The sequence below is a fragment of the Leifsonia xyli genome, assembly GCA_001647635.1.
GTDB classification, from domain to species: domain Bacteria; phylum Actinomycetota; class Actinomycetes; order Actinomycetales; family Microbacteriaceae; genus Leifsonia; species Leifsonia xyli_A.
The window spans coordinates 1855879-1873793 of record CP014761.1 but is presented as its reverse complement, the minus strand read 5'-3'; the positions used below and the strand labels follow the sequence as shown (position 1 = coordinate 1873793).

General features: G+C 70.7%; 18 protein-coding genes. 6 read left to right on the top strand and 12 right to left on the bottom strand.

What is annotated here, in order from left to right:
- Positions 1-132: 132 nt before the first annotated feature.
- The 3 genes from A0130_09160 to A0130_09150 are packed head-to-tail and all read right to left on the bottom strand — an operon-like array spanning position 133 to position 3379.
- Positions 133-1206 carry a threonine aldolase gene (locus A0130_09160; GenBank protein ANF31822.1) on the bottom strand — a complete coding sequence of 358 codons (1074 nt, stop codon included), beginning with the start codon at positions 1204-1206 and terminating at the stop codon, positions 133-135.
- Positions 1203-1937: an alcohol dehydrogenase gene (locus tag A0130_09155; protein ID ANF31821.1), complete on the bottom strand. Its 735-nt coding sequence runs from the start codon at positions 1935-1937 to the stop codon at positions 1203-1205. Before A0130_09155 ends, A0130_09160 begins: the two co-directional genes overlap by 4 nt.
- Entirely contained in the window at positions 1934-3379 is a 1446-nt protein-coding gene (locus tag A0130_09150; protein ID ANF31820.1) for a hypothetical protein, read from the bottom strand. Before A0130_09150 ends, A0130_09155 begins: the two co-directional genes overlap by 4 nt.
- Positions 3380-3605: 226 nt before the next feature.
- Here A0130_09150 and A0130_09145 point away from each other — a divergent pair, with 226 nt between their 5' ends.
- From A0130_09145 to A0130_09135, 3 genes are all read left to right on the top strand, one after another.
- Complete coding sequence (locus A0130_09145) at positions 3606-4382, top strand: methyltransferase type 11 (GenBank protein ANF31819.1); 777 nt, start codon at positions 3606-3608, stop codon at positions 4380-4382.
- A 35-nt stretch (positions 4383-4417) separates the two neighbouring features.
- Positions 4418-5314, top strand: coding sequence for a 3-oxoacyl-ACP reductase (locus A0130_09140; protein ANF31818.1), 897 nt, complete (start codon positions 4418-4420; stop codon positions 5312-5314).
- 81 nt (positions 5315-5395) lie between these two features.
- A complete protein-coding gene (locus A0130_09135) occupies positions 5396-6808 on the top strand; it encodes an amino acid permease (protein ANF31817.1) in 1413 nt (470 codons plus the stop codon).
- A 107-nt stretch (positions 6809-6915) separates the two neighbouring features.
- On the opposite strand, the gene A0130_09130 is transcribed toward A0130_09135, so the two are convergent.
- The 3 genes from A0130_09130 to A0130_09120 form a co-directional block, all read right to left on the bottom strand.
- Complete coding sequence (locus A0130_09130) at positions 6916-7383, bottom strand: cyclase (protein ID ANF31816.1); 468 nt, start codon at positions 7381-7383, stop codon at positions 6916-6918.
- A gap of 122 nt (positions 7384-7505) precedes the next feature.
- Entirely contained in the window at positions 7506-7841 is a 336-nt protein-coding gene (locus A0130_09125) for a hypothetical protein (GenBank protein ID ANF33368.1), read from the bottom strand.
- A 56-nt stretch (positions 7842-7897) separates the two neighbouring features.
- Positions 7898-8746, bottom strand: coding sequence for an exonuclease (locus A0130_09120; GenBank protein ID ANF31815.1), 849 nt, complete (start codon positions 8744-8746; stop codon positions 7898-7900).
- 77 nt (positions 8747-8823) lie between these two features.
- Between A0130_09120 and A0130_09115 the strand changes: the two genes are divergently transcribed.
- Both A0130_09115 and A0130_09110 read left to right on the top strand, forming a co-directional pair.
- The gene (locus A0130_09115; GenBank protein ANF31814.1) at positions 8824-9372 is read left to right on the top strand and encodes an orotate phosphoribosyltransferase; all 549 of its coding nucleotides are present in this window, start codon (positions 8824-8826) and stop codon (positions 9370-9372) included.
- Positions 9373-9644: 272 nt separating this feature from the next.
- On the top strand, positions 9645-11513 hold the full coding sequence (locus tag A0130_09110; protein ANF31813.1) for a hypothetical protein: 1869 nt from the start codon (positions 9645-9647) through the stop codon (positions 11511-11513).
- Between the two features lie 27 nt (positions 11514-11540).
- Here the strand turns inward: A0130_09110 and A0130_09105 are convergent, their stop codons facing one another.
- Positions 11541-12299, bottom strand: coding sequence for an HAD family hydrolase (locus tag A0130_09105; protein ANF33367.1), 759 nt, complete (start codon positions 12297-12299; stop codon positions 11541-11543).
- A gap of 134 nt (positions 12300-12433) precedes the next feature.
- Between A0130_09105 and A0130_09100 the strand changes: the two genes are divergently transcribed.
- Positions 12434-13069, top strand: a complete 636-nt coding sequence (locus A0130_09100; GenBank protein ANF31812.1) for an rRNA methyltransferase — start codon at positions 12434-12436, stop codon at positions 13067-13069.
- A 22-nt stretch (positions 13070-13091) separates the two neighbouring features.
- Here A0130_09100 and A0130_09095 read toward each other — a convergent pair whose 3' ends face one another.
- The 5 genes from A0130_09095 to A0130_09075 form a co-directional block, all read right to left on the bottom strand.
- Positions 13092-13505, bottom strand: a complete 414-nt coding sequence (locus A0130_09095) for a hypothetical protein (GenBank protein ID ANF31811.1) — start codon at positions 13503-13505, stop codon at positions 13092-13094.
- Entirely contained in the window at positions 13493-14332 is an 840-nt protein-coding gene (locus A0130_09090; protein ANF31810.1) for a hypothetical protein, read from the bottom strand. The genes A0130_09095 and A0130_09090 overlap by 13 nt, the downstream gene beginning before the upstream one ends.
- 303 nt (positions 14333-14635) lie before the next feature.
- Entirely contained in the window at positions 14636-16489 is a 1854-nt protein-coding gene (locus A0130_09085) for a hypothetical protein (GenBank protein ID ANF31809.1), read from the bottom strand.
- The gene (locus A0130_09080) at positions 16486-17169 is read right to left on the bottom strand and encodes a hypothetical protein (GenBank protein ID ANF31808.1); all 684 of its coding nucleotides are present in this window, start codon (positions 17167-17169) and stop codon (positions 16486-16488) included. The genes A0130_09085 and A0130_09080 overlap by 4 nt, the downstream gene beginning before the upstream one ends.
- Complete coding sequence (locus tag A0130_09075; protein ANF31807.1) at positions 17166-17816, bottom strand: TetR family transcriptional regulator; 651 nt, start codon at positions 17814-17816, stop codon at positions 17166-17168. Before A0130_09075 ends, A0130_09080 begins: the two co-directional genes overlap by 4 nt.
- Positions 17817-17915 lie beyond the last annotated feature (99 nt).

Sequence of the window (17915 nt, the reverse complement as noted above, 5' to 3'; positions counted from 1 at the left end):
CGGGGTTACTCCGGATGGATATTCGGGTTCCTCCGGGGCACTTCTGAGACTACACGAAAACCGCGAATCGTGTGGGTCGAATGGAGGACAATTTTGTACCCCGGTCTGGCCCCAATCTGAGGGCCAAGCGGGTTATGCGGCGGACAGTTCCTCTTTGAGGGCGGCGACGAACGCGTCGATGTCCTCCTCGGTGGTGTCGAAGGAGCACATCCAGCGCACCTCGTTGTTGGCCGCATCCCAGTCGTAGAACCGGAAGTGCGTCCGCAGCCGGTCCGCGACCCCGGTCGGCAGGGTCGCGAAGACGCCGTTCGCCTGCGTCTCCTGGCTGAAGCCGACGCCCTGGATGCTGCCGTCGGCGATCCCCGCCTCGAGCGCGGTCCGCAGCCGAGTCGCCATCGCGTTCGCGTGGCCGGCCGACCGCAGGTACAGGTCGTCGGTGAGCAGCGCGATGAGCTGCGCCGAGATGAAGCGCATCTTCGACGCGAGCTGCATGTTGAGCTTGCGGAGGTAGATCAGCCCCTCGGAGGCCTGCGGGTTCAGCACGACGACGGCCTCGCCGTAGAGCATCCCGTTCTTGGTGCCCCCGAAGCTGAGCACGTCGACGCCGGCGTCGGTGGTGAACGCCCGCAGCGGCACGCCGAGCGTGGCCGCCGCGTTCGAGATGCGGGATCCGTCCATGTGCAGCTTCATGCCGCGCTCGTGCGCGTGGTCGGCGATCGCGCGGATCTCCTCCACCGTGTACGCGGTGCCCAGCTCCGTGGTCTGCGTGATCGAGACGACGAGGGGCTGCGCGCGGTGCTCGTCGCCCCATCCCCACGCCTCGCGGTCGATCAGCTCGGGGGTGAGCTTGCCGTCCGGCGTCTCGACGGTGAGCAGCTTGATGCCGGCGACCTTCTCGGGCGCGCCCGCCTCGTCGGTGTTGATGTGCGCCGTCTTGGCGCAGATGACCGCGCCCCAGCGGGGAAGCATCGACTGCAGGCCGACCACGTTGGCGCCGGTGCCGTTGAAGACGGGGAAGACCTGCACCCCTTCACCGAAGTGCTCGGCGAAGACCTCGTGCAGGCGGGCGGTGTAGACGTCCTCGCCGTACGCGATCTGGTGGCCGTTGTTGGCCGCGGCGATGGCGTCGAGGATCTCGGGGTGCACGCCCGCGTAGTTGTCGGAGGCGAAGCCGCGGAGGGTGAGGTCGTGGAGTTGAAGCGTCACTGCTCCATCCTCTCAGGCGTCAGCGGGATGCGGCGCCCGTTGACCGCCTCGGCGTCCGCCGACCAGAGGGCGACGACCTCCTCGCCCAGTCGGGCCTCGAGCCCGTCGAGGGACTTCACGACGAACACGGTCGCGGCGGACTGCGGCGCCTGCTTGGCGAAGCCCTGCGCGACCGCACGGGTCCACGCGTCCCCGGCCGCTTTCGCGGCGGCGTAGTTCGCGCCGCCGGCGAGCGGCTTGTCGACCGCGGTCGAGGACACGACCGCCAGGCGCCCGGCGGGCGACGCGACGAGGTCGTCGTAGAACACGCGTGTGGTGTTGCGCAGGGTGCGGAAGGCGCGGTCGAAGAAGTCCCAGTCCTCGTCGGACTGGCCCGCGATCCCGCCGCCGCCGCGCCAGCCGCCGACGAGGTGGATCAGGCCGTCGAGGTCGCCGAATTTCAGGTGGATGCGCATCGCCAGCTCGGCCACGGCGTCACGGTCGGACAGGTCGCAGGCCCGCACCTCGACACCCGGCACGGCCGCCGCCAGCGCGTCCAACTTCTCCTGGCTGGTCCCCACGGCGAGCACGCGCGCGCCGGCGTCGACGAGCGCCCGGGCGACGGCCTCGCCGGACGCGCTGGTGGCGCCGGCGATCAGGACCACGCGGCCGGCGGCGCCGGACGGCCCGGCCTCCGAGGAGGTCCGGGCCGCCGGGTCCGCCGCCGAGCGCGGCTCAGCGGCGTCGGTCATGCGGCGTCTGTCGTGCCGGTGATGCCGGCGGTGGACTCGATGACGCCCGCCATCTTCTTGTTGAGCGCCTCGTAGAACATCGAGAGCGGGAACTCGTCGTCCAGCACCTGGTCGGTGTAGCCCTTCGGGGCGCCGGACAGCACCTCGTCGGACAGCCCGCGCGCCCAGTTGGACGCGGGGTGCGGCGTCAGGGTCTCGGTCAGCATCTCGTAGGCGGCGAGCCAGTGCGCCACCTTCGGCCGGTCGATCGAGCGCCAGTACAGGTCGTTGATCCGGTCGCTCAGCGCGACGACCACATCCGGCACGTTCTCCCAGTCGATGGTGAGCTGGGTGTCGGTCCAGTGCAGGACGTCGTGCTGGTGCATCCACGCGAACAGCAGCTGGCCGCCGAGCCCGTCGTAGTTGCGGACGCGGCTGCCGGTGATCGCGAACCGGAAGATGCGGTCGAAGATCACCGCGTACTGCACCAGGTGGGCGTGGTCGCGGATGGCGCGCTGCTCGTCCGACAGCTCGGCGTCCGGGAGGGCGCTGAGCTCGCGCTCCAGCTTCACCGACTCGCGGAACGCGGTCAGGTCGCACCGCAGCTCCTCCAGCGAGTAGAGGAAGAACGGCATCCGCTGCTTGATCATGAACGGGTCGAACGGCAGGTCGCCGCGCATGTGGCTGCGGTCGTGGATGATGTCCCACATCACGAAGGTCTCCTCCGTGAGGTGCTGGTCGTCCAGCATCGCGGCCGCGTCGTCCGGCAGCTCCAGCTTGGTGATCTCGGCGGCGGCGCGCACCACGCGGCGGTAGCGCGCGGCCTCGCGGTCCTGGAAGATCGCGCCCCACGTGAACGTCGGGATCTCGCGCATGGCGACCGTCTCGGGGAACAGCACGGCCGAGTTGGTGTCGTAGCCGGGGGTGAAGTCGACGAAGCGCAGGGCGACGAACAGCTTGTTGCCGTAGTCGCCGGCCTCGAGCTCGGCGATGAAGTCCGGCCAGATGACCTCGACCAGCAGCGCCTCGACGAACCGGTTCGGGCTGCCGTTCTGCGTGTACATCGGGAATACGACCAGGTGGCCGAGCCCGTCGACGCGGTGCTGCTGCGGCTGGAACTCGTTCAGCGAGTCGAGGAAGTCGGGCACGCCGAAGTCCTCGTCCGCCCAGCGGGCGAAGTCGCGCTGCAGGGCGGCGAGGTAGGACGCGTCGTGCGGGAAGGCCGGTGCGAGTGCGGCGATCGAGTCGACGATCGTGCGGACGTGCTCGGCGGCGGCCGGGCGGTCGGACTCCTGCTCGACGGAGCCGTCCTTCACCTGCAGGGCCTGCAGGGCGACGGCCGCGTCCTTGAGGCGCAGCCAGGCGGGATCGTTCGCGACCTCGCGGACCGGGCGGCCGTCCTCGACGACCTCGGGCTCTCCGACAATGGCATCTGCAGTGTAGTTCTGGACGAAATTGGACATGACGAACCTCCCGTCGCTGGTCGGCCGCTCGCACGCGGCAGGTGAGTGGATGGATCGAGCCTATCCGGGGATCGCAAGCGTTTTGTTGTCCATTTCGGCGGAAAGCTGCGCGGGATGCGCACGGGACGCAGGGATTCGCTACGGGCCGTAGCATCGGTCCATTGATGTGGTGGTCGAGCCCTCTGGCGCCGCAGGCCGGTCCGAGCGCTACGCCTACGGTGGTGGGATGGACGCCGACGCTGCACGATCCCTGCCACCCTTCGACGAGCTCGTCACGACCGGCGAGGAGGCCGACATCTCGGGGTGGGACTTCTCGTGGCTGGACGGCCGTGCCACGGAGGAGCGGCCCCCGTGGGGGTACGCGCGCCTGCTCGCCGAGCGCCTGGCCCTCGCGCACGCCTCGCTCGACGTCCAGACCGGCGGGGGTGAGGTGCTGGCTCAGGCGGAGGCCTTTCCGCCGACCGCCGTCGCGACTGAGTCCTGGCCGCCGAACATCGAGAAGGCCACGCGGCTCCTCCATCCTCGAGGTGTCGTGGTGGTGGCCGATCCGGACGAACCACCGCTGCCGTTCGCCGATCGCGCCTTCGACCTCGTGACCAGCCGCCATCCGGCCACGATCTGGTGGGACGAGCTGTACCGTGTGCTGGCGCCGGGCGGGACCTACTTCGCGCAGCACGTCGGTCCGTCCAGCGCGTTCGAGCTCATCGAGTTCTTCCTCGGACCCCTTCCGGAGGCGCGGCGCGGTCGCCACCACGATGACGAGGTCGCTGCCGCGCGCGCTGCGGGTTTCGAGCTGGTCGGCCTGAGGACGGCACGCACCAGAATCGAGATCTTCGACATCGCCGCCGTCGTGTACCTGCTGCGCAAGGTGATCTGGTGGGTGCCCCGTTTCACAGTCGACGCCTATCGGGAACGGTTGCGCGACCTGGATGCCGTGATCCGCCGCGATGGCGTGTTCGTCGCCCATTCGAGCCGTCATCTGCTGGAGTTGCGACGGCCCTGAGCCCGCGCCGCGCACGCGCCTGCGATGATGGACGCATGGCGAGAACGGTCCGCGGCGCACGCGTCCTCATCACCGGCGCGGCCTCCGGGATGGGGCGGCTGTACGCCGAACGCGCCGTGCTCGAGGGGGCGCGTGCCGTCATCCTGTGGGACCGCGACGAGACCGCGCTGATGGACCTGACGCACCGGCTGCGGCGCGAGGTGCTCGCCGGGCGCACCGCTGCAGCATGGGGCGCGCCGCAGGGGTCGCCGAGCTCGGCGGCCGGCCGGCCGACGACGAGCGTGCTGCCGTACGTGGTCGACCTCTCCGAGCTCGGGGCGATCGCCCAGAGTGCGCAGGCCGTCCGCAAGGAGGTCGGCGGTATCGACGTGCTCATCAACAACGCCGGCATCGTCCGCGGCAAGTACTTCTGGGAGCACGATAACGGCGACGACACGCGCCCGACCATGCAGGTCAACGCGCTCGCGCCGATGTACGTCACCCGCGAGTTCCTGCCCGGGATGCAGCGGAGCGCCCGCGAATCGCGCATCGTCAACATCGCCTCCGCCGCCGGCACGATCAGCAATCCGCGCATGAGCGTGTACGCGGCCAGCAAGTGGGCGGTGATCGGCTGGAGCGACAGCCTCCGATTGGAGCTCGTGCAGCAGGGTTTCGGGCACGTCAAGGTGACGACCGTGGCGCCGAGCTACATCGACACCGGGATGTTCGAGGGCGCGCGGGGTCCGCTCCTGACCCCGATCATGACCCCGGAGTACGTGGTCGACCGGGTGTGGCGGGCGATGCTCGCCGGCAAGCCGATGCTCATGCTGCCCTGGTCGGTCGGCCTGGCGAAGACGCTCCGCGGCGTGCTGCCGCTCCGGGTGTGGGACGCGGTGGCCGGGCGGGTGTTCGGGGTCTACGACTCGATGGACGAGTTCACCGGGCGGCAGTAGGTCCTCGCCGCAAGGGCTCCCATTTCTGTGAGAACTCACATACAGTGACTCCCCGAACCCGCGATGCGAAGGGAGTCGACCGTGAGCGATCCGTCGTGGACCCAGGTGGTCAAGACCGTCGAGCCGGAGCAGCCGGAGCTGAAGAGGGCTCTCGGGCCCGGGCTTCTCCTGCTGTTCATCGTCGGCGACATCCTCGGCACGGGCGTCTATGCCCTCACCGGGCAGGTCGCCGCTGAGGTGGGCGGCGCCGCCTGGCTGCCGTTCCTGCTGGCGTTCGGCGTCGCGACCGTCACCGCGTTCTCCTACCTGGAGCTGGTGACCAAGTACCCGCAGGCGGCCGGCGCTGCGCTGTACACGCATAAGGCGTTCGGCATCCACTTCTTCACGTTCATCGTGTGCTTCATCGTGATGACCTCCGGGATCACGTCGGCGTCGACCGCATCGCGCGCGTTCGCGGTGAACCTCACGGTCGGCTTCGGCATCCCGGACGACAACCTGACGACGATGCTGATCGCGCTCGCGTTCATCGTGCTGATCATGCTGGTCAACCTGCGCGGCGTCACCGAGAGCGTGTGGCTGAACGTCGTGCTCACCCTCGTCGAGCTGTCCGGCCTGCTGCTCGTCATCTTCATCGGCCTCTGGGCGATCAGCGGCGGCAACGCCGACTGGTCCCGGGTGGTCGCGTTCGAGACGCCGGAGGACAAGGGCATCCTGCTCGCGGTCAGCACGGCGACGTCGCTGGCCTTCTTCGCGATGGTCGGGTTCGAGGACTCGGTCAACATGGCCGAGGAGACGAAGGACCCGAGCCGCATCTTCCCGAAGATGATGCTCAGCGGCCTCGGCATCGCGGCCGTCATCTACGTGCTCGTCTCGATCACGGTCGTGGCGCTCGTGCCGATCGGTCAGCTGGCCGGCAGCGAGACGCCGCTGGTCACCGCGGTGGAGGCGGCGGCGCCGGGCTTCCCCATCAACGACCTGCTGCCCTTCATCTCCATGTTCGCGGTGGCCAACACCGCGCTGATCAACATGATGATGGCGAGCCGCCTGCTCTACGGGATGAGCCGGCAGAAGGTGCTGCCGCCGTTCCTGGCGAAGGTCTCGCCGAAGCGCCGGACGCCGTGGACGGCCATCCTGTTCACGTCGGCGCTCGCCGTGGGGCTCATCGTCTACGTGTCGCTCGACCCGAAGGGCTCGATCGTGGCGCTGCTGGGAGGCACGACCTCCCTCCTGCTGCTCGCCGTGTTCTCGGTGGTGAACATCGCCGTGCTCGTGCTGCGCAAGCAGCCGGTCGACCACAAGCACTTCCGGACGCCGACGGCGCTGCCGATCATCGGCGCGATCACGTGCCTCTACCTGGTGTTCCCGTGGACGTCAGGACGTCCGGCCGGGCAGTACACGATCGCCCTGGCCCTGCTCGCGATCGGGGTGCTGCTGTGGGTGGTGGAGCGGATCTACTCGGCCGCGGCGAAGCGGCGCGGGGTGAACGTGGAGTAGCGTCTGGTCGCCGTCGCTCTGGTGCTGGTCGGGTGCATCCGGTGTCGCGTTGATCAGCCGACGGCCCCGGCGGAAGTCCGCCGGGGCCGTCGCAGATTCAGGGAGGGTCAGACCGTGTCGCCGCGGTCCACCTCGCCGCGCCAGGCGCCGGTCGCGGTGCCCTGCGACTCGATGAACTTCTTGAAGTTCTCGAGGTCCTTCTTCACCGCGTGGTCGTCGAGGCCGAAGACCGCGCCGACCTTCTCGAGAGCGTCGGAGGGCGCCCACTCGAGCTGGACCGTCACCTTGGTCTCGGTGTCCGAGAGCCGGTGGAAGGTGACGACGCCCGCGTGATCGGTGTCGCCGGCGACCGACTTCCACGCCACGCGCTCGTCGGGGAGCTGCTCGGTGATGACCGTGTCGAACTGGCGCTCCACGCCGCCGATCTTCACGCGCCAGTGGTTGGTGGTGTCGTCCACCTGGGTGATCTCCTCCACCTCGTCGAGGAAGTGGGGGAACGACTCGAACTGGGTCCACTGGTTGTACGCGGTAGTCACCGGGACGTTCACATCGATGGACTTGGTCACTGCAGCCATGTCGGCTCCTCTCGTCGTCTTCTCTGTCGTGCCCGACGGTAGGCCTGAGCCGGGATGGGGCTAGGGCCTGGATTTCCCAGGCGGATCGTGGAAAGCGAAGCGCTTGTCCGCCGTGCCCGGGTTCAGAACGTGGCGCCGGGCACGCCGGACACGACGAGCGCCGCGCCGCCGACCCAGACGCCCGCGGCGAGCAGGATGCACACGATCGGCACCCAGAAGGCCCTTCGGCGAACGACGAGCAGCACTACCGCGACGATCACCGTCACGAGGGTTACCGCGGCCGGCCCGAGCAGGGCGATGAAGAAGCCGACGCCCATCCGGCCGGTGTCGCAGACCGTGGAGGCCCCGCACGGGTCGCTCGCGAAGACCAGGAAGAACGCCGCGAAGGTGAGCACCGCCGCGATGATCGCCGCGAGAACCACGAGCACGATCGTGGTGACGAGGTCCCACACGACCACCGGCCGCCGCGCGCGACCGGCGTCCGATGGCGGGTAGGCGGGCGGGTGTGCGCTCATCAGCCGAAGATCATGGGACGGTCGTCGTCGTCCTCGTCCTCCGGAGGCGCCGCGAGTTCGACGAGCACGGGTACGTGATCGCTGGGGGCGTCGCCCTTGCGCTCGTTGCGGTGGATGCTCGCCCCCACGACCCGGTCGGCGAACGCCTGCGACCCGAGGATGAAGTCGATCCGCAGACCCTCGTTGCGCGGGAACCGCAGCTGCTTGTAGTCCCAGTAGGTGTAGCCGTCGGGCACGATCGGCCGCACGACGTCGGTGAGTCCCGCCTTCTCGAACGCGGCGAAAGCCGTGCGCTCGGGCGGCGAGATGTGGGTCGAGAGGCCGGGCACGAGGCTCGGGTCGCCGACGTCGGAGTCGAGCGGGGCGACGTTCCAGTCGCCCATGAGGGCCAGCTGCAGCTGCGGATCGGCCGTCAGCCAGCGCTGCGTGTCGGCGGCGAGGGCGGCCAGCCAGTCGAGCTTGTACACGTAGTGCGGGTCGGCGAGCGAGCGGCCGTTGGGCACGTAGAGGCTCCACAGGCGAACGCCGTCGACGGTCGCGCCGATGGCCCGCGCCTCCTTCGGCAGGTCGGGGCCGTCGTGGTCCTTGAGGAAGCCGGGCATGTCCGGGAAGCCGATCTCGACGTCCTGCAGCGGCAGCCGGCTGGCGATCGCGACGCCGTTCCACTGGTTGAGCCCGTGCAGCACGACCTCGTAGCCCGCCTCCTCGAACGCCGCGTACGGGAACTGCTCGGGCTTGCACTTGATCTCCTGCATGGCGAGCACGTCGACGTCCTCGCGCACCATCCACTCGACCACCCGGGCCACACGAGTGCGGATGGAGTTCACATTCCAGGTGGCGACGCGCATGCCCCGATCGTATCGGGAGCCTCCGACGGCCTGTGGAGAACCGGGGAGCGACGGGCGTTCCCCTCTAGAATCGGGATGTGACCGACGCACGACAGCAGCTCATCGACTACATCGCCGCCGAGGCCGTGTTCCACGGCGACTTCACGCTCACCAGCGGAAAGAAGGCGAGCTACTACGTCGACCTGCGCAAGGTGAGCCTCGACCATCGTGTCGCGCCGCTGATCGGACAAGTGATGATCGATCTCATCCGCGACGTCCCCGACGTGGTCGCCGTCGGCGGAATGACGATGGGCGCCGACCCGGTCGCCGCGGCCATCCTGCACCAGGGTGCCGCGCAGGGCCTGGCCTACGACGCGTTCGTCGTCCGTAAGGAGCCGAAGGACCACGGCCGCGGCAAGCAGGTCGAGGGTCCCGATCTCGCCGGCAAGCGCGTCATCGTGCTCGAAGACACCAGCACCACCGGCGGCTCGCCGCTCAAGGCGATCGAGGCCCTGAAGAAGGTCGGAGCCGAGATCGCGGCCGTCGCCGTCGTGGTCGACCGCGACACCGGCGCGCGCGAGGTCATCGAGGGCGCGGGCTACCCGTACTTCGCCGCTATCGGCCTGAAGGATCTGGGGCTGGCCTGATGTCCGACGAGCGCGGGAGGGGCGCTGAGGACGAGGAGCGCCCGGGGGATCCGGTACCCGCGTCGGCGGAGCCGGAGTTCGGCAGCTCGGAGTGGCTGCTGCAGCAGCTGACCGGAGGGCGCCCTGTGGAGCCCCTTCGTGTGGAGGAGGCCGCGCAGGGGACAGAGCCGGACGCTGTGGCGGACGTGCCCGGAACCCCTGTTCCGACAGAACCCGCGCCGGCGCCTGCGAGCTTCGAAGACCTCTTGGGCTCTCCGCCCGACGAGCCTGCAGTGCAGGAGCAGCCGGCGTCCGAGTTCCCGGTGGCCTTTTCGTGGAACCTGACTCCCGGTACCGCGACCGACCCGGCGGTGGAGGCGGACCGTCCCGACGATAGCGCCCCGACCGTGGCCCTGCCCGTGACCCCGGAGCGCGCTGAGGAGTCGGAGTCGGCGTCGCCGCGAGAGCCGGAAGCTGCTCCGCCACTGGTCCCGCCCGTGTATCGGTCCCCGCTGGCCGACCCGGTCGAGCCGCCACCCGTCGACGCGTCGCTCGCGGGCGTCGAACCGCCGGTCCCCAGCGATGCGCCCCCGACGGTCGAGCCGACAGGCGAGATCCCCGTCGCCGCCCGCTCCTGGGTGATCGAGCCGTCACAGCCCCCGCAGGCGGCCGAGCCGGAGCGCCCGCGGACGATCTTCGATCCGCCGCCCGCGCCCCCCGCCGAGGCGGAGGATGACGAGAGTCATGGGCTCGCCGCGCTCCTCGGCCTCGGCGCGTCAGACGCCGAGAAGCCGTCCGGTCGGTCGATCATCGGCGACACGACGAGCGTCATCCCGATCGACCCCACGCTGCTGAGACCCGCGAACCCGACCGCACCCGCCGTCGATCCGACTCCCGTGGCCGACGAGCCGCGCGCGCCCGAGGTGCTCCCGTCCGAGCCGCAGATCCCGGCCGCCGAGGCGGAGGTCGCGCTCGGCGGAATCCCCTCGCCCGCGACGAGCCCGATCGACTCGGAGAGCATCGCGGCAGCGTCCACACCCTTCTGGCTGCAACCCGCCCCCGCGCCGGAGCAGCCGGAAGACACGACGCCGGAACCCGAGGCCGACACGGGCACCGCGGACACTGACGGCCTTGCGGCACTCTTCGGCGATGTCGTCGCCGAGCCGGCCGCGGAGGCCGCGGCTGATCCCGAGCCCGAAGGGCCCGTCGAGCCCGGAGATGACGTCGAGTCCGCGCCCGAGGCGGAGTCCCCGCCGACCGAGGCGTACCCGTCCGCGGCTGCGTTCGGCCGGGGGCTGGAAACCGGGCCGCAACCGGCCGCGGACCTCGAAGGCCCGCAGCTGAGCTCGCTGGAGGCCACAGGGCCCGCGACCGTCGCCTTCACGCCGGCGGAAGCTGCCGAGGCGGCAACGCCGCGTCGTCCTGCAGGTACGGGGGCCGTCCTCGCCGGGGGCGCTGCCGTCGCAGCCGAGGGCGGCGGAGCACCCGAGACCACCACGGGCGACGCCGGCGGATCCGGCGGCCCTGGCGGCACGGTCTCCGCCCTGTGGGCGAACCGCAACAACCGCATCCTTCTCCTCGCGCTGGCCGGTCTCGCCGTGGTGCTCGTGCTCGTCGGCCTCTTCGCGCTGGGCACGCTCATCCCGTCCCTGTTCGCGTCGGGAAAGGCGGCTCCGCAGCCCTCGGCGACCAGCGCGGGCACGTCCGCGAGCCCCACGCCGACCCCGACGCCGACGCCCGTCCCCACCGTGACCCCGAAGCCGGCCGCCGCCGTCGGGCCAGGCACCCACCCGTGGGACGCGCTGGGCGGTGGCGAGTGTCTGCAGCCCTTCACCTCGGTGTGGGCCGAGGACTTCACGGTCGTGGACTGCGCCGCGCCGCACACGGCGCAGCTGCTCTATACGAACCTGGTCTCCGCCGACCCGGCCGCCCCCTACCCGGGAGCCGACGCGCTGGCCGCCCAGATCCCGGCCCTGTGCACCGCCTCCGGCGTCGTGGACCTCGGGGCGGCGGGCGCGTATCCCGACCTCCAGGTGGTCGGCTCCTACCCGGCGACCGAGGAGCAGTGGAAGAGCGGCCAGCGCTCCTACTACTGCTTCGCGAACCGGTCGAGCGGGCAGCACCTCACCTCGTCGGTCGCGGGCCCCGGCCCGAGCGCCTGACGCCCCGTCCCGGCCCGGCCCCGACCGTCAGAGCTCGGTCTCGACCGGCTCCCGGGCGACCAGCTCGTTGATGCCCGTCAGCACCTCGTCCGGGCGGAACGGGTAGCGCTCGATCTCCGTGCGGTCGCTGATGCCGGTGAGCACCAGGATGGTGTGCAGCCCGGCCTCGATGCCCGCGACGACGTCGGTGTCCATCCTGTCGCCGATCATGGCGGTGTTCTCGGAGTGCGCGCCGATGCGGTTCATCGCCGAGCGGAACATCATCGGGTTCGGTTTGCCGATCACGTACGGATCGCGTCCCGTCGCCTTGGTGATCATCGCGGTCACCGCCCCGGTCGCGGGCAGCGGGCCCTCGGCGCTCGGGCCGGTGGCGTCGGGGTTCGTGGAGATGAACCGCGCGCCCTTGCCGATCAGGCGGATCGCCTTCGTGATCGCGTCGAAGGAGTAGCTGCGGGTCTCGCCGACGACGACGTAGTCCGGGTTCGTGTCGGTCATGATGAACCCCGCCTCGTGGAGGGCCGTTGTGAGACCGGCCTCGCCGATGACGTACGCGCTGCCCCCGGGCATCTGCGACTTGAGGAAGTCGGCGGTGGCGAGCGCGGAGGTCCAGATGGACTCCTCGGGCACATCCAGGCCGGAGGTGCGCAGCCGGGCGGCGAGGTCGCGCGGGGTGAAGATCGAGTTGTTCGTCAGCACCAGAAAGGGCGTGCCCTGGTCACGCCACTGCTGGATGAGCTCCGACGCCCCAGGCAGCGCCTGGTTCTCGTGGACGAGCACGCCGTCCATGTCGGTGAGCCAGCACTCGATCTCGTCGCGACGCGTCACGCGGACTCCTTTCGGCGGGAATCGGATGCGTCCAGCTTAGGGGCGCGGGCCGCGCAGCGGTGAGGTCGCGTGCGGTCGGTGGATAACCTGGACCGGTGGACGAGACGCCGAACCCGACGCACGAGTTGACGACCAACGGCGTCGGACCGTGGCCCGGCGAATGGCCCGACGACCCCCGGTACGACCCCGAACTCCTGCGCCACGGCGACACGCGCAACGTCATCGACCGCTACCACTATTGGAGCGTGGAGGCGATCGTCGCCGACCTGGACCAGCGCCGGCACCCGTTCCACGTCGCGATCGAGAACTGGCAGCACGACATGAACATCGGCTCCATCGTTCGCAGTGCGAACGCGTTCCTCGCCGACACCGTCCACATCATCGGCCGGCGGCGCTGGAACAAGCGCGGCGCGATGGTGACCGACCGCTACCAGCACGTCGTCCACCACGACGACGTGGAGGCGTTCGTCGCGTGGGCGCGCGGCGCGGGGCTTCCCGTGATCGCGATCGACAACGTGCCCGGCTCCGTCGGCATCGAGACCTTCGCGCTGCCGCGGGAGTGCGTGCTGCTCTTCGGGCAGGAGGGTCCGGGTCTGTCGCCCGCGGCCCTCGACGCGGCCGACGCCGTGGTCGAGATCGCGCAGTTCGGCTCCACCCGCTCCATCAACGCGTCGGCCGCGGCCGCCATCGCGATGCACGCGTGGGTCACCCAGCACGTGCCCTTCGCCTAGCCCGGCGGCGAGGCCGAGGGAATCAGCGGTTCTCGCGGCGCCAGACGAGTTTGAGGCCGGACCAGTCGGTGTCGACGGCGGCGACCTTCACGTCCACGAGTCCCCGCTCGAGGGCGGCGTTGCGGATGACGTTCTCGTCGAGGTCGCTGACGTGCCCGGCGGCCTTGCGCGGCCACGCCGCCCACACCATCCCGTCGGGTCGGATGCGCTCCCCGAGGTCGTCCAGCTCGGCCAGGTAGTCCGCGGCCGCGCGGTAGAAGGCGAGGATGAGACCCGCTTGTCCCGAGTCGACCCAGGAGACCTCCGGTGCGCCATCGAGCGGGAGGTTCCAGCCGTCGTCCGCGTGCAGCACCGCCACGCGCATCCCGGGCTTCAGCCCGAGCTTCCGCCAGAGTGGGGTGCCGGAGTAGCCCGCCGGGGTGCTCACGCGCGCCACCCCGCATCGTCGGCGATGCGCTGGATGGCCTCCTCATCCAGGTCGTACACCGTCTCGCCGTCGTCGGGCGATGGCGCGGTCAGCAGGTGCGCGCGCACCGGCCCCTCGGCCGGCAGCTGCACCCACGCGAAGCCGGCGCCGCGCACGGCCCGCTCACGCGGGGGCGGCCAGAGAACGTCGGTGGTATTCGCGACGGCCGGCGCGACCACCACCGGGATACCCGCATCCCCCGCCTCGGTGACCAGCCCGTGGTGGAAGTGCCCGGCGAGGATCAGCCGGACATCCCCTGTCGCGCACACCCCCAGCAGGGACTCCGGGTCGACCAGGCGGAGCGGCTCGAACAGCACCGTCGTCGGGGGAACGGGCGGATGGTGGAGGACGACGACGGTCCCGTTCTCCGCGGGCTCGGTCAGCACCTCCCGCAGCCAGTCGAACTGCTCCTCCGAGACATGGCCATAGCCCGCGCCCGGCACGGACGTGTCGACGGTCACCACCCGGAAGCCGCGGACGATCGTGACCGTCTCGCGCTCGCCGAGCACCTCCTCGAAACCCTCGCGCCGATCGTGGTTGCCCATCGCGTACACGATCGCCGCACCGCGCTCGGCGGCCCACGGCTCCAGTGTGCCCTTGAGCCGGCGATAGGAGTCGACCGTGCCGTCGTCCGAGAGGTCGCCGGACGCGACCACCACATCCACGTCGCTCAGCACCGATGCGCGGGCGAGGACGCGGTCGAGCCCTGCGAGCGTGTCGACGATCCCGTAGTGCAGGCGGCCGTCACCGTACAGATGGGTGTCGGAGAGGTGCAGGATGCGCAGAGGATCGGTCACGCGGCCACCCTAGCGCCGGCCACTGTCGCCGCACGCGCTGACCCGGACGGACGCCGTCAGTCGGAGTCCGCGTCCAGGGCCTGGATGATGGAGTCCACCGCCGTGATGAGGTTGTGGAGCGCCTGCCGCTCGATCGAGTCCTCGGACAGCTTCTGGATGTCGTAGCTCGCGGCGCTCGCCGCCTGACGCGCCTGCGAGAGCGCCGCCTGGACTTCGAGATCGGCCATGGTCGTCCTCCTCGGATCGGATGCTGGTGGGCGCCACCCTAGCCCCGCCGGGTGGCGGCCCGCCAGACTTCCGGGCTCAGCCGATGAGCGACGGGCGCAGGTCGCGGAGCGTGCGGAAGTGCGTCATCCGTGTCACCCCGATCGCCGCGATGAGCAGCGCGACGAGCATCCACAGCGCCAGCACGCCCGCGTCCGCCCAAGCCGTCGCCGGATTGCCGCCGTACATCAGCTGGCGGATGCCGTCGACCGCGTACGACATGGGCAACGCGTGATGCAGCGCCGCGAGCGGACCGGGCAGGGTCTGCCAGGGGAACGTGCCGCCCGCCGTGACCAGCTGAAGCACCATCAGTACGAGGCCGAGGAACTGTCCGACGCTTCCGAGCCAGACGTTCAGCGCCAGGATGATCGCGGCGAAGGTGACCGACGCGAGCCCCATCAGCCCGTACATCCCGAGCGGGTTGTCGATGCGGAAGCCGAGGGCGCCCGCGACGATCGCGAACAGCCCGATCATCTGGATGGCGCCGAGCAGTCCGGGCGTCAGCCAGCCCGCCAGCGTGATCTTGATCGGCGAGTGCAGAGCGGTGATCGCCCGGCGCGACACCGGCTTCACGATGAGGAACAGTGCGTAGATTCCGATCCAGGCCGCCAGGGCGACGAAGAACGGCGCGAGTCCGGCCCCGTACGTGCCGGCGGACGTGATGGAGTCGTTCTTGAGGTTCACCGGGTCGGCGATCGTCGACGCCTGCTTCTTCTGCAGGGACGGGGACGAGTCCGGGATCTGCTTCACGCCGCTCTGCAGGCCGTCGCGCAGCTTCGTGGTGCCGTCGTGCAAGGTGGTCAGTCCGTCGCGCAGCTGGGCGGCGCCGGTGGCGGCGGACGAGGCGCCGCTGGCCAGCTGCGAGGATCCCGCCGCCGCGGCCTGCGAGCCGGAGGCGACCTGCGCGGCCCCGCCCGCGACCTGGTCGGCGCCGGACGCCAGCTGGTTGATCTGGCCGACGGCGGTCTGGATGTCGGAGTTCCCGGACTGGACTTTCGTGTCGAGGTCGGCGAACACGGCCTTCACCTGGTCGAGCTGCTCCGGCGTCGCGCCGGCCGCGGCCAGCCGGTTCAGCAGGTCCTGCTGCGCTGCGGGAGCCTCAGCGGCGATCTGCGAAGCGGCCGCACCCGCCTGGTTCGCCTTCGCGGCCAGCTGGTCGTTTCCGGCCGCCACCTGGGCCGCGCCGTCGCTCACCTGCTGGGCGCCGGACGCGAGCTGCCCCAGCTTGTCCGCCAGTTCCTGCGACCCGGACGCGAGCTGCGCGGTCCCGTCCGCGAGCTGCGAGGCGCCGGACTGGGCGCTCGCGCTGCCGTCGACGAGCTGGTTCGCCCCATCCACCGCCGTCACCAGATTCGAGCGGATGTCGGCGAGGCCGAGGAGGAACTGCTTCGCCGCCTGCTCGTTGACCTGCTTGACGATGGAGGTGCGGATCTTCTCGGCCGCCTGTGTCCCGATGGTCGATGCGAGGTAGCTGTTGGTGTCGTTCGTCGTGAGCGTCACGACGGCGCGGTGCGGGTCGGTCCCCGAGGCGGAGGCGAGGGCCGACGAGAAGTCCTCCGGGAACGTGATGCTGAAGTCGTACTTCGAGTCGTCGACTCCGCTCGCGGCGGAGCCCTTCGCGACGCGGTGCCATTGGAACGACCCGTCCTGGATCAGCTGGTCGGCCACCTGGTCCCCGTAGTTCACGGTCTCGCCGTCGACGGTCGCGCCGGTGTCGTCCACCACGATGGCGGCCGGGATGCGGTCGAGGTTGGCGTACGGGTTCTGGTTCGCCCACAGGTATAGGCCGCCGTAGAGCACCGGCACGCACATCAGGGCGATGAGCGCCACGATGGACATGGGGCTGGCGGTCAGGCGGCGGAACTCCGCCGCGATCATCTGCGGGATCTTCATTCGCTCTCCACAACGTGGCCCGGGAGATCGTCGGTGTCGTCCCGGCCGGGGTCTTCGTCGAAGGTTTCAGGTTCGGTCTCGTCGAAGCGCTCGACGAACGAGGCGGCCGCGATGGCGGCAGCGGAGGCATCGCCGGCGACCACCAGCACGGCGATGCCGCGCCCGGCGAGCTCGCGCGCGAAGCGCCACCACTCGACCGGGTCGCCGCCGTGGCGGTCGGGGGACACGAGCACGAGCGCCTCGACGCCCTTCCGCAGCAGAGCCAGCTCGGCGAGCAGGCGGATGCGGACGGTCGGCGGCACGGTGCCGATGGAGGCGCGGGACCACTCGGACGCGCCGAGGTCGCGCAAGCACCGGCCGACGGCGATGGGATGCGACGGGCGCCCGGCGAACATCAACTCCTCGGCGACGATGCCCGACACCGTCACGTCGGAGGTGGGCTCGGAGACGTCGGGGGCGTCCACGAGCGCGATCCTCCGGCGCATCGCGCTGTAGTCGGCGGCGCCGTCGATGGTGACCTCGCCGGCGTCGGGGCGCATCCTCCCGGACGCGATGAGACCGAGCACGGTGGGTCGCTGTTCGGTCTCCGCGCGCGCGAGGGTGGCGCGGCCGGTCTCGAAGGCGGCGGAGGTCGGCGGCAGGGCTGCGCCCTTAGCGACCCGGTCGAGGACGACCTTCATCGCGCACCTCCCGCGGTCGGAGCGCCGAACGCCAGCTCGGGAGTCGAGGTGATCAGCTCGCCCGCCTCGCGCCAGCCCATTCCCGCCGCGCCGAGACCGGCGAGCATGACCAGCCGGTGCCCGGCCTCCGGGGTGAGGCGCGCGCGGGTCGCCTCGTCGAGCACAGAGACTGCGGCGTTCTCGATCAGCCGGGTGACCGTCTCGCGGTCGAGGTCGGTGCGGATGCGGCCCGACTCCATGCCGCGGCCGACCGTCTCGCGCAGCCGCTCGCGCGCCGGGTCGAGCGCGGTGCCGACCATGGCGCGGTGCGGGCCGCGGACCGCGAGGGCCGCGCTGACCCGCACGTGCTCGACCTCCGCCCAGAGCGTCGCGCCGAACAGCGCGATCTCGACCAGGGGATCGGGATGCGATACCGGGTCGAGCAGCGCCGCCAAGCGGCGCGCGCCGCGCGTGAAGACCTCGACCAGGAGCTCGTCGCGCGTGGCGAAGTGGCCGTACACGGCGCGTCGGCTGAGGCCGGCGCGGGCGGCGATGCTCTCGAGGGAGGCGTCGATGTCCTCGTTCAGGGCGACGGCGGCCGCGCCGAGGATCGCCTCACGGTTGGCGGCCGCGTCGCGGCGCGGTGCGCGGGTGGAGGAGGTGGGCATGACACCAGTGTACGCCATTCCTGCACACCTGTGTGCAAGTTAATGGATCGCGATAGGATCGAGTGCGACGGTCGTCCGCGTGGCGCCGACGCGTTCCAT

What these genes read in the sequence shown, in the direction of transcription:
- A0130_09155 (ANF31821.1), bottom strand. Translation starts at nt 1,937, where the DNA reads ATGACCGACGCCGCTGAGCCGCGCTCGGCGGCGGACCCGGCGGCCCGG.
- A0130_09150 (ANF31820.1), bottom strand. Translation starts at nt 3,379, where the DNA reads ATGTCCAATTTCGTCCAGAACTACACTGCAGATGCCATTGTCGGAGAG.
- A0130_09145 (ANF31819.1), top strand. Translation starts at nt 3,606, where the DNA reads ATGGACGCCGACGCTGCACGATCCCTGCCACCCTTCGACGAGCTCGTC.
- A0130_09140 (ANF31818.1), top strand. Translation starts at nt 4,418, where the DNA reads ATGGCGAGAACGGTCCGCGGCGCACGCGTCCTCATCACCGGCGCGGCC.
- A0130_09130 (ANF31816.1), bottom strand. Translation starts at nt 7,383, where the DNA reads ATGGCTGCAGTGACCAAGTCCATCGATGTGAACGTCCCGGTGACTACC.
- A0130_09120 (ANF31815.1), bottom strand. Translation starts at nt 8,746, where the DNA reads ATGCGCGTCGCCACCTGGAATGTGAACTCCATCCGCACTCGTGTGGCC.
- A0130_09105 (ANF33367.1), bottom strand. Translation starts at nt 12,299, where the DNA reads ATGGACGGCGTGCTCGTCCACGAGAACCAGGCGCTGCCTGGGGCGTCG.
- A0130_09085 (ANF31809.1), bottom strand. Translation starts at nt 16,489, where the DNA reads ATGAAGATCCCGCAGATGATCGCGGCGGAGTTCCGCCGCCTGACCGCC.
- A0130_09080 (ANF31808.1), bottom strand. Translation starts at nt 17,169, where the DNA reads ATGAAGGTCGTCCTCGACCGGGTCGCTAAGGGCGCAGCCCTGCCGCCG.
- A0130_09075 (ANF31807.1), bottom strand. Translation starts at nt 17,816, where the DNA reads ATGCCCACCTCCTCCACCCGCGCACCGCGCCGCGACGCGGCCGCCAAC.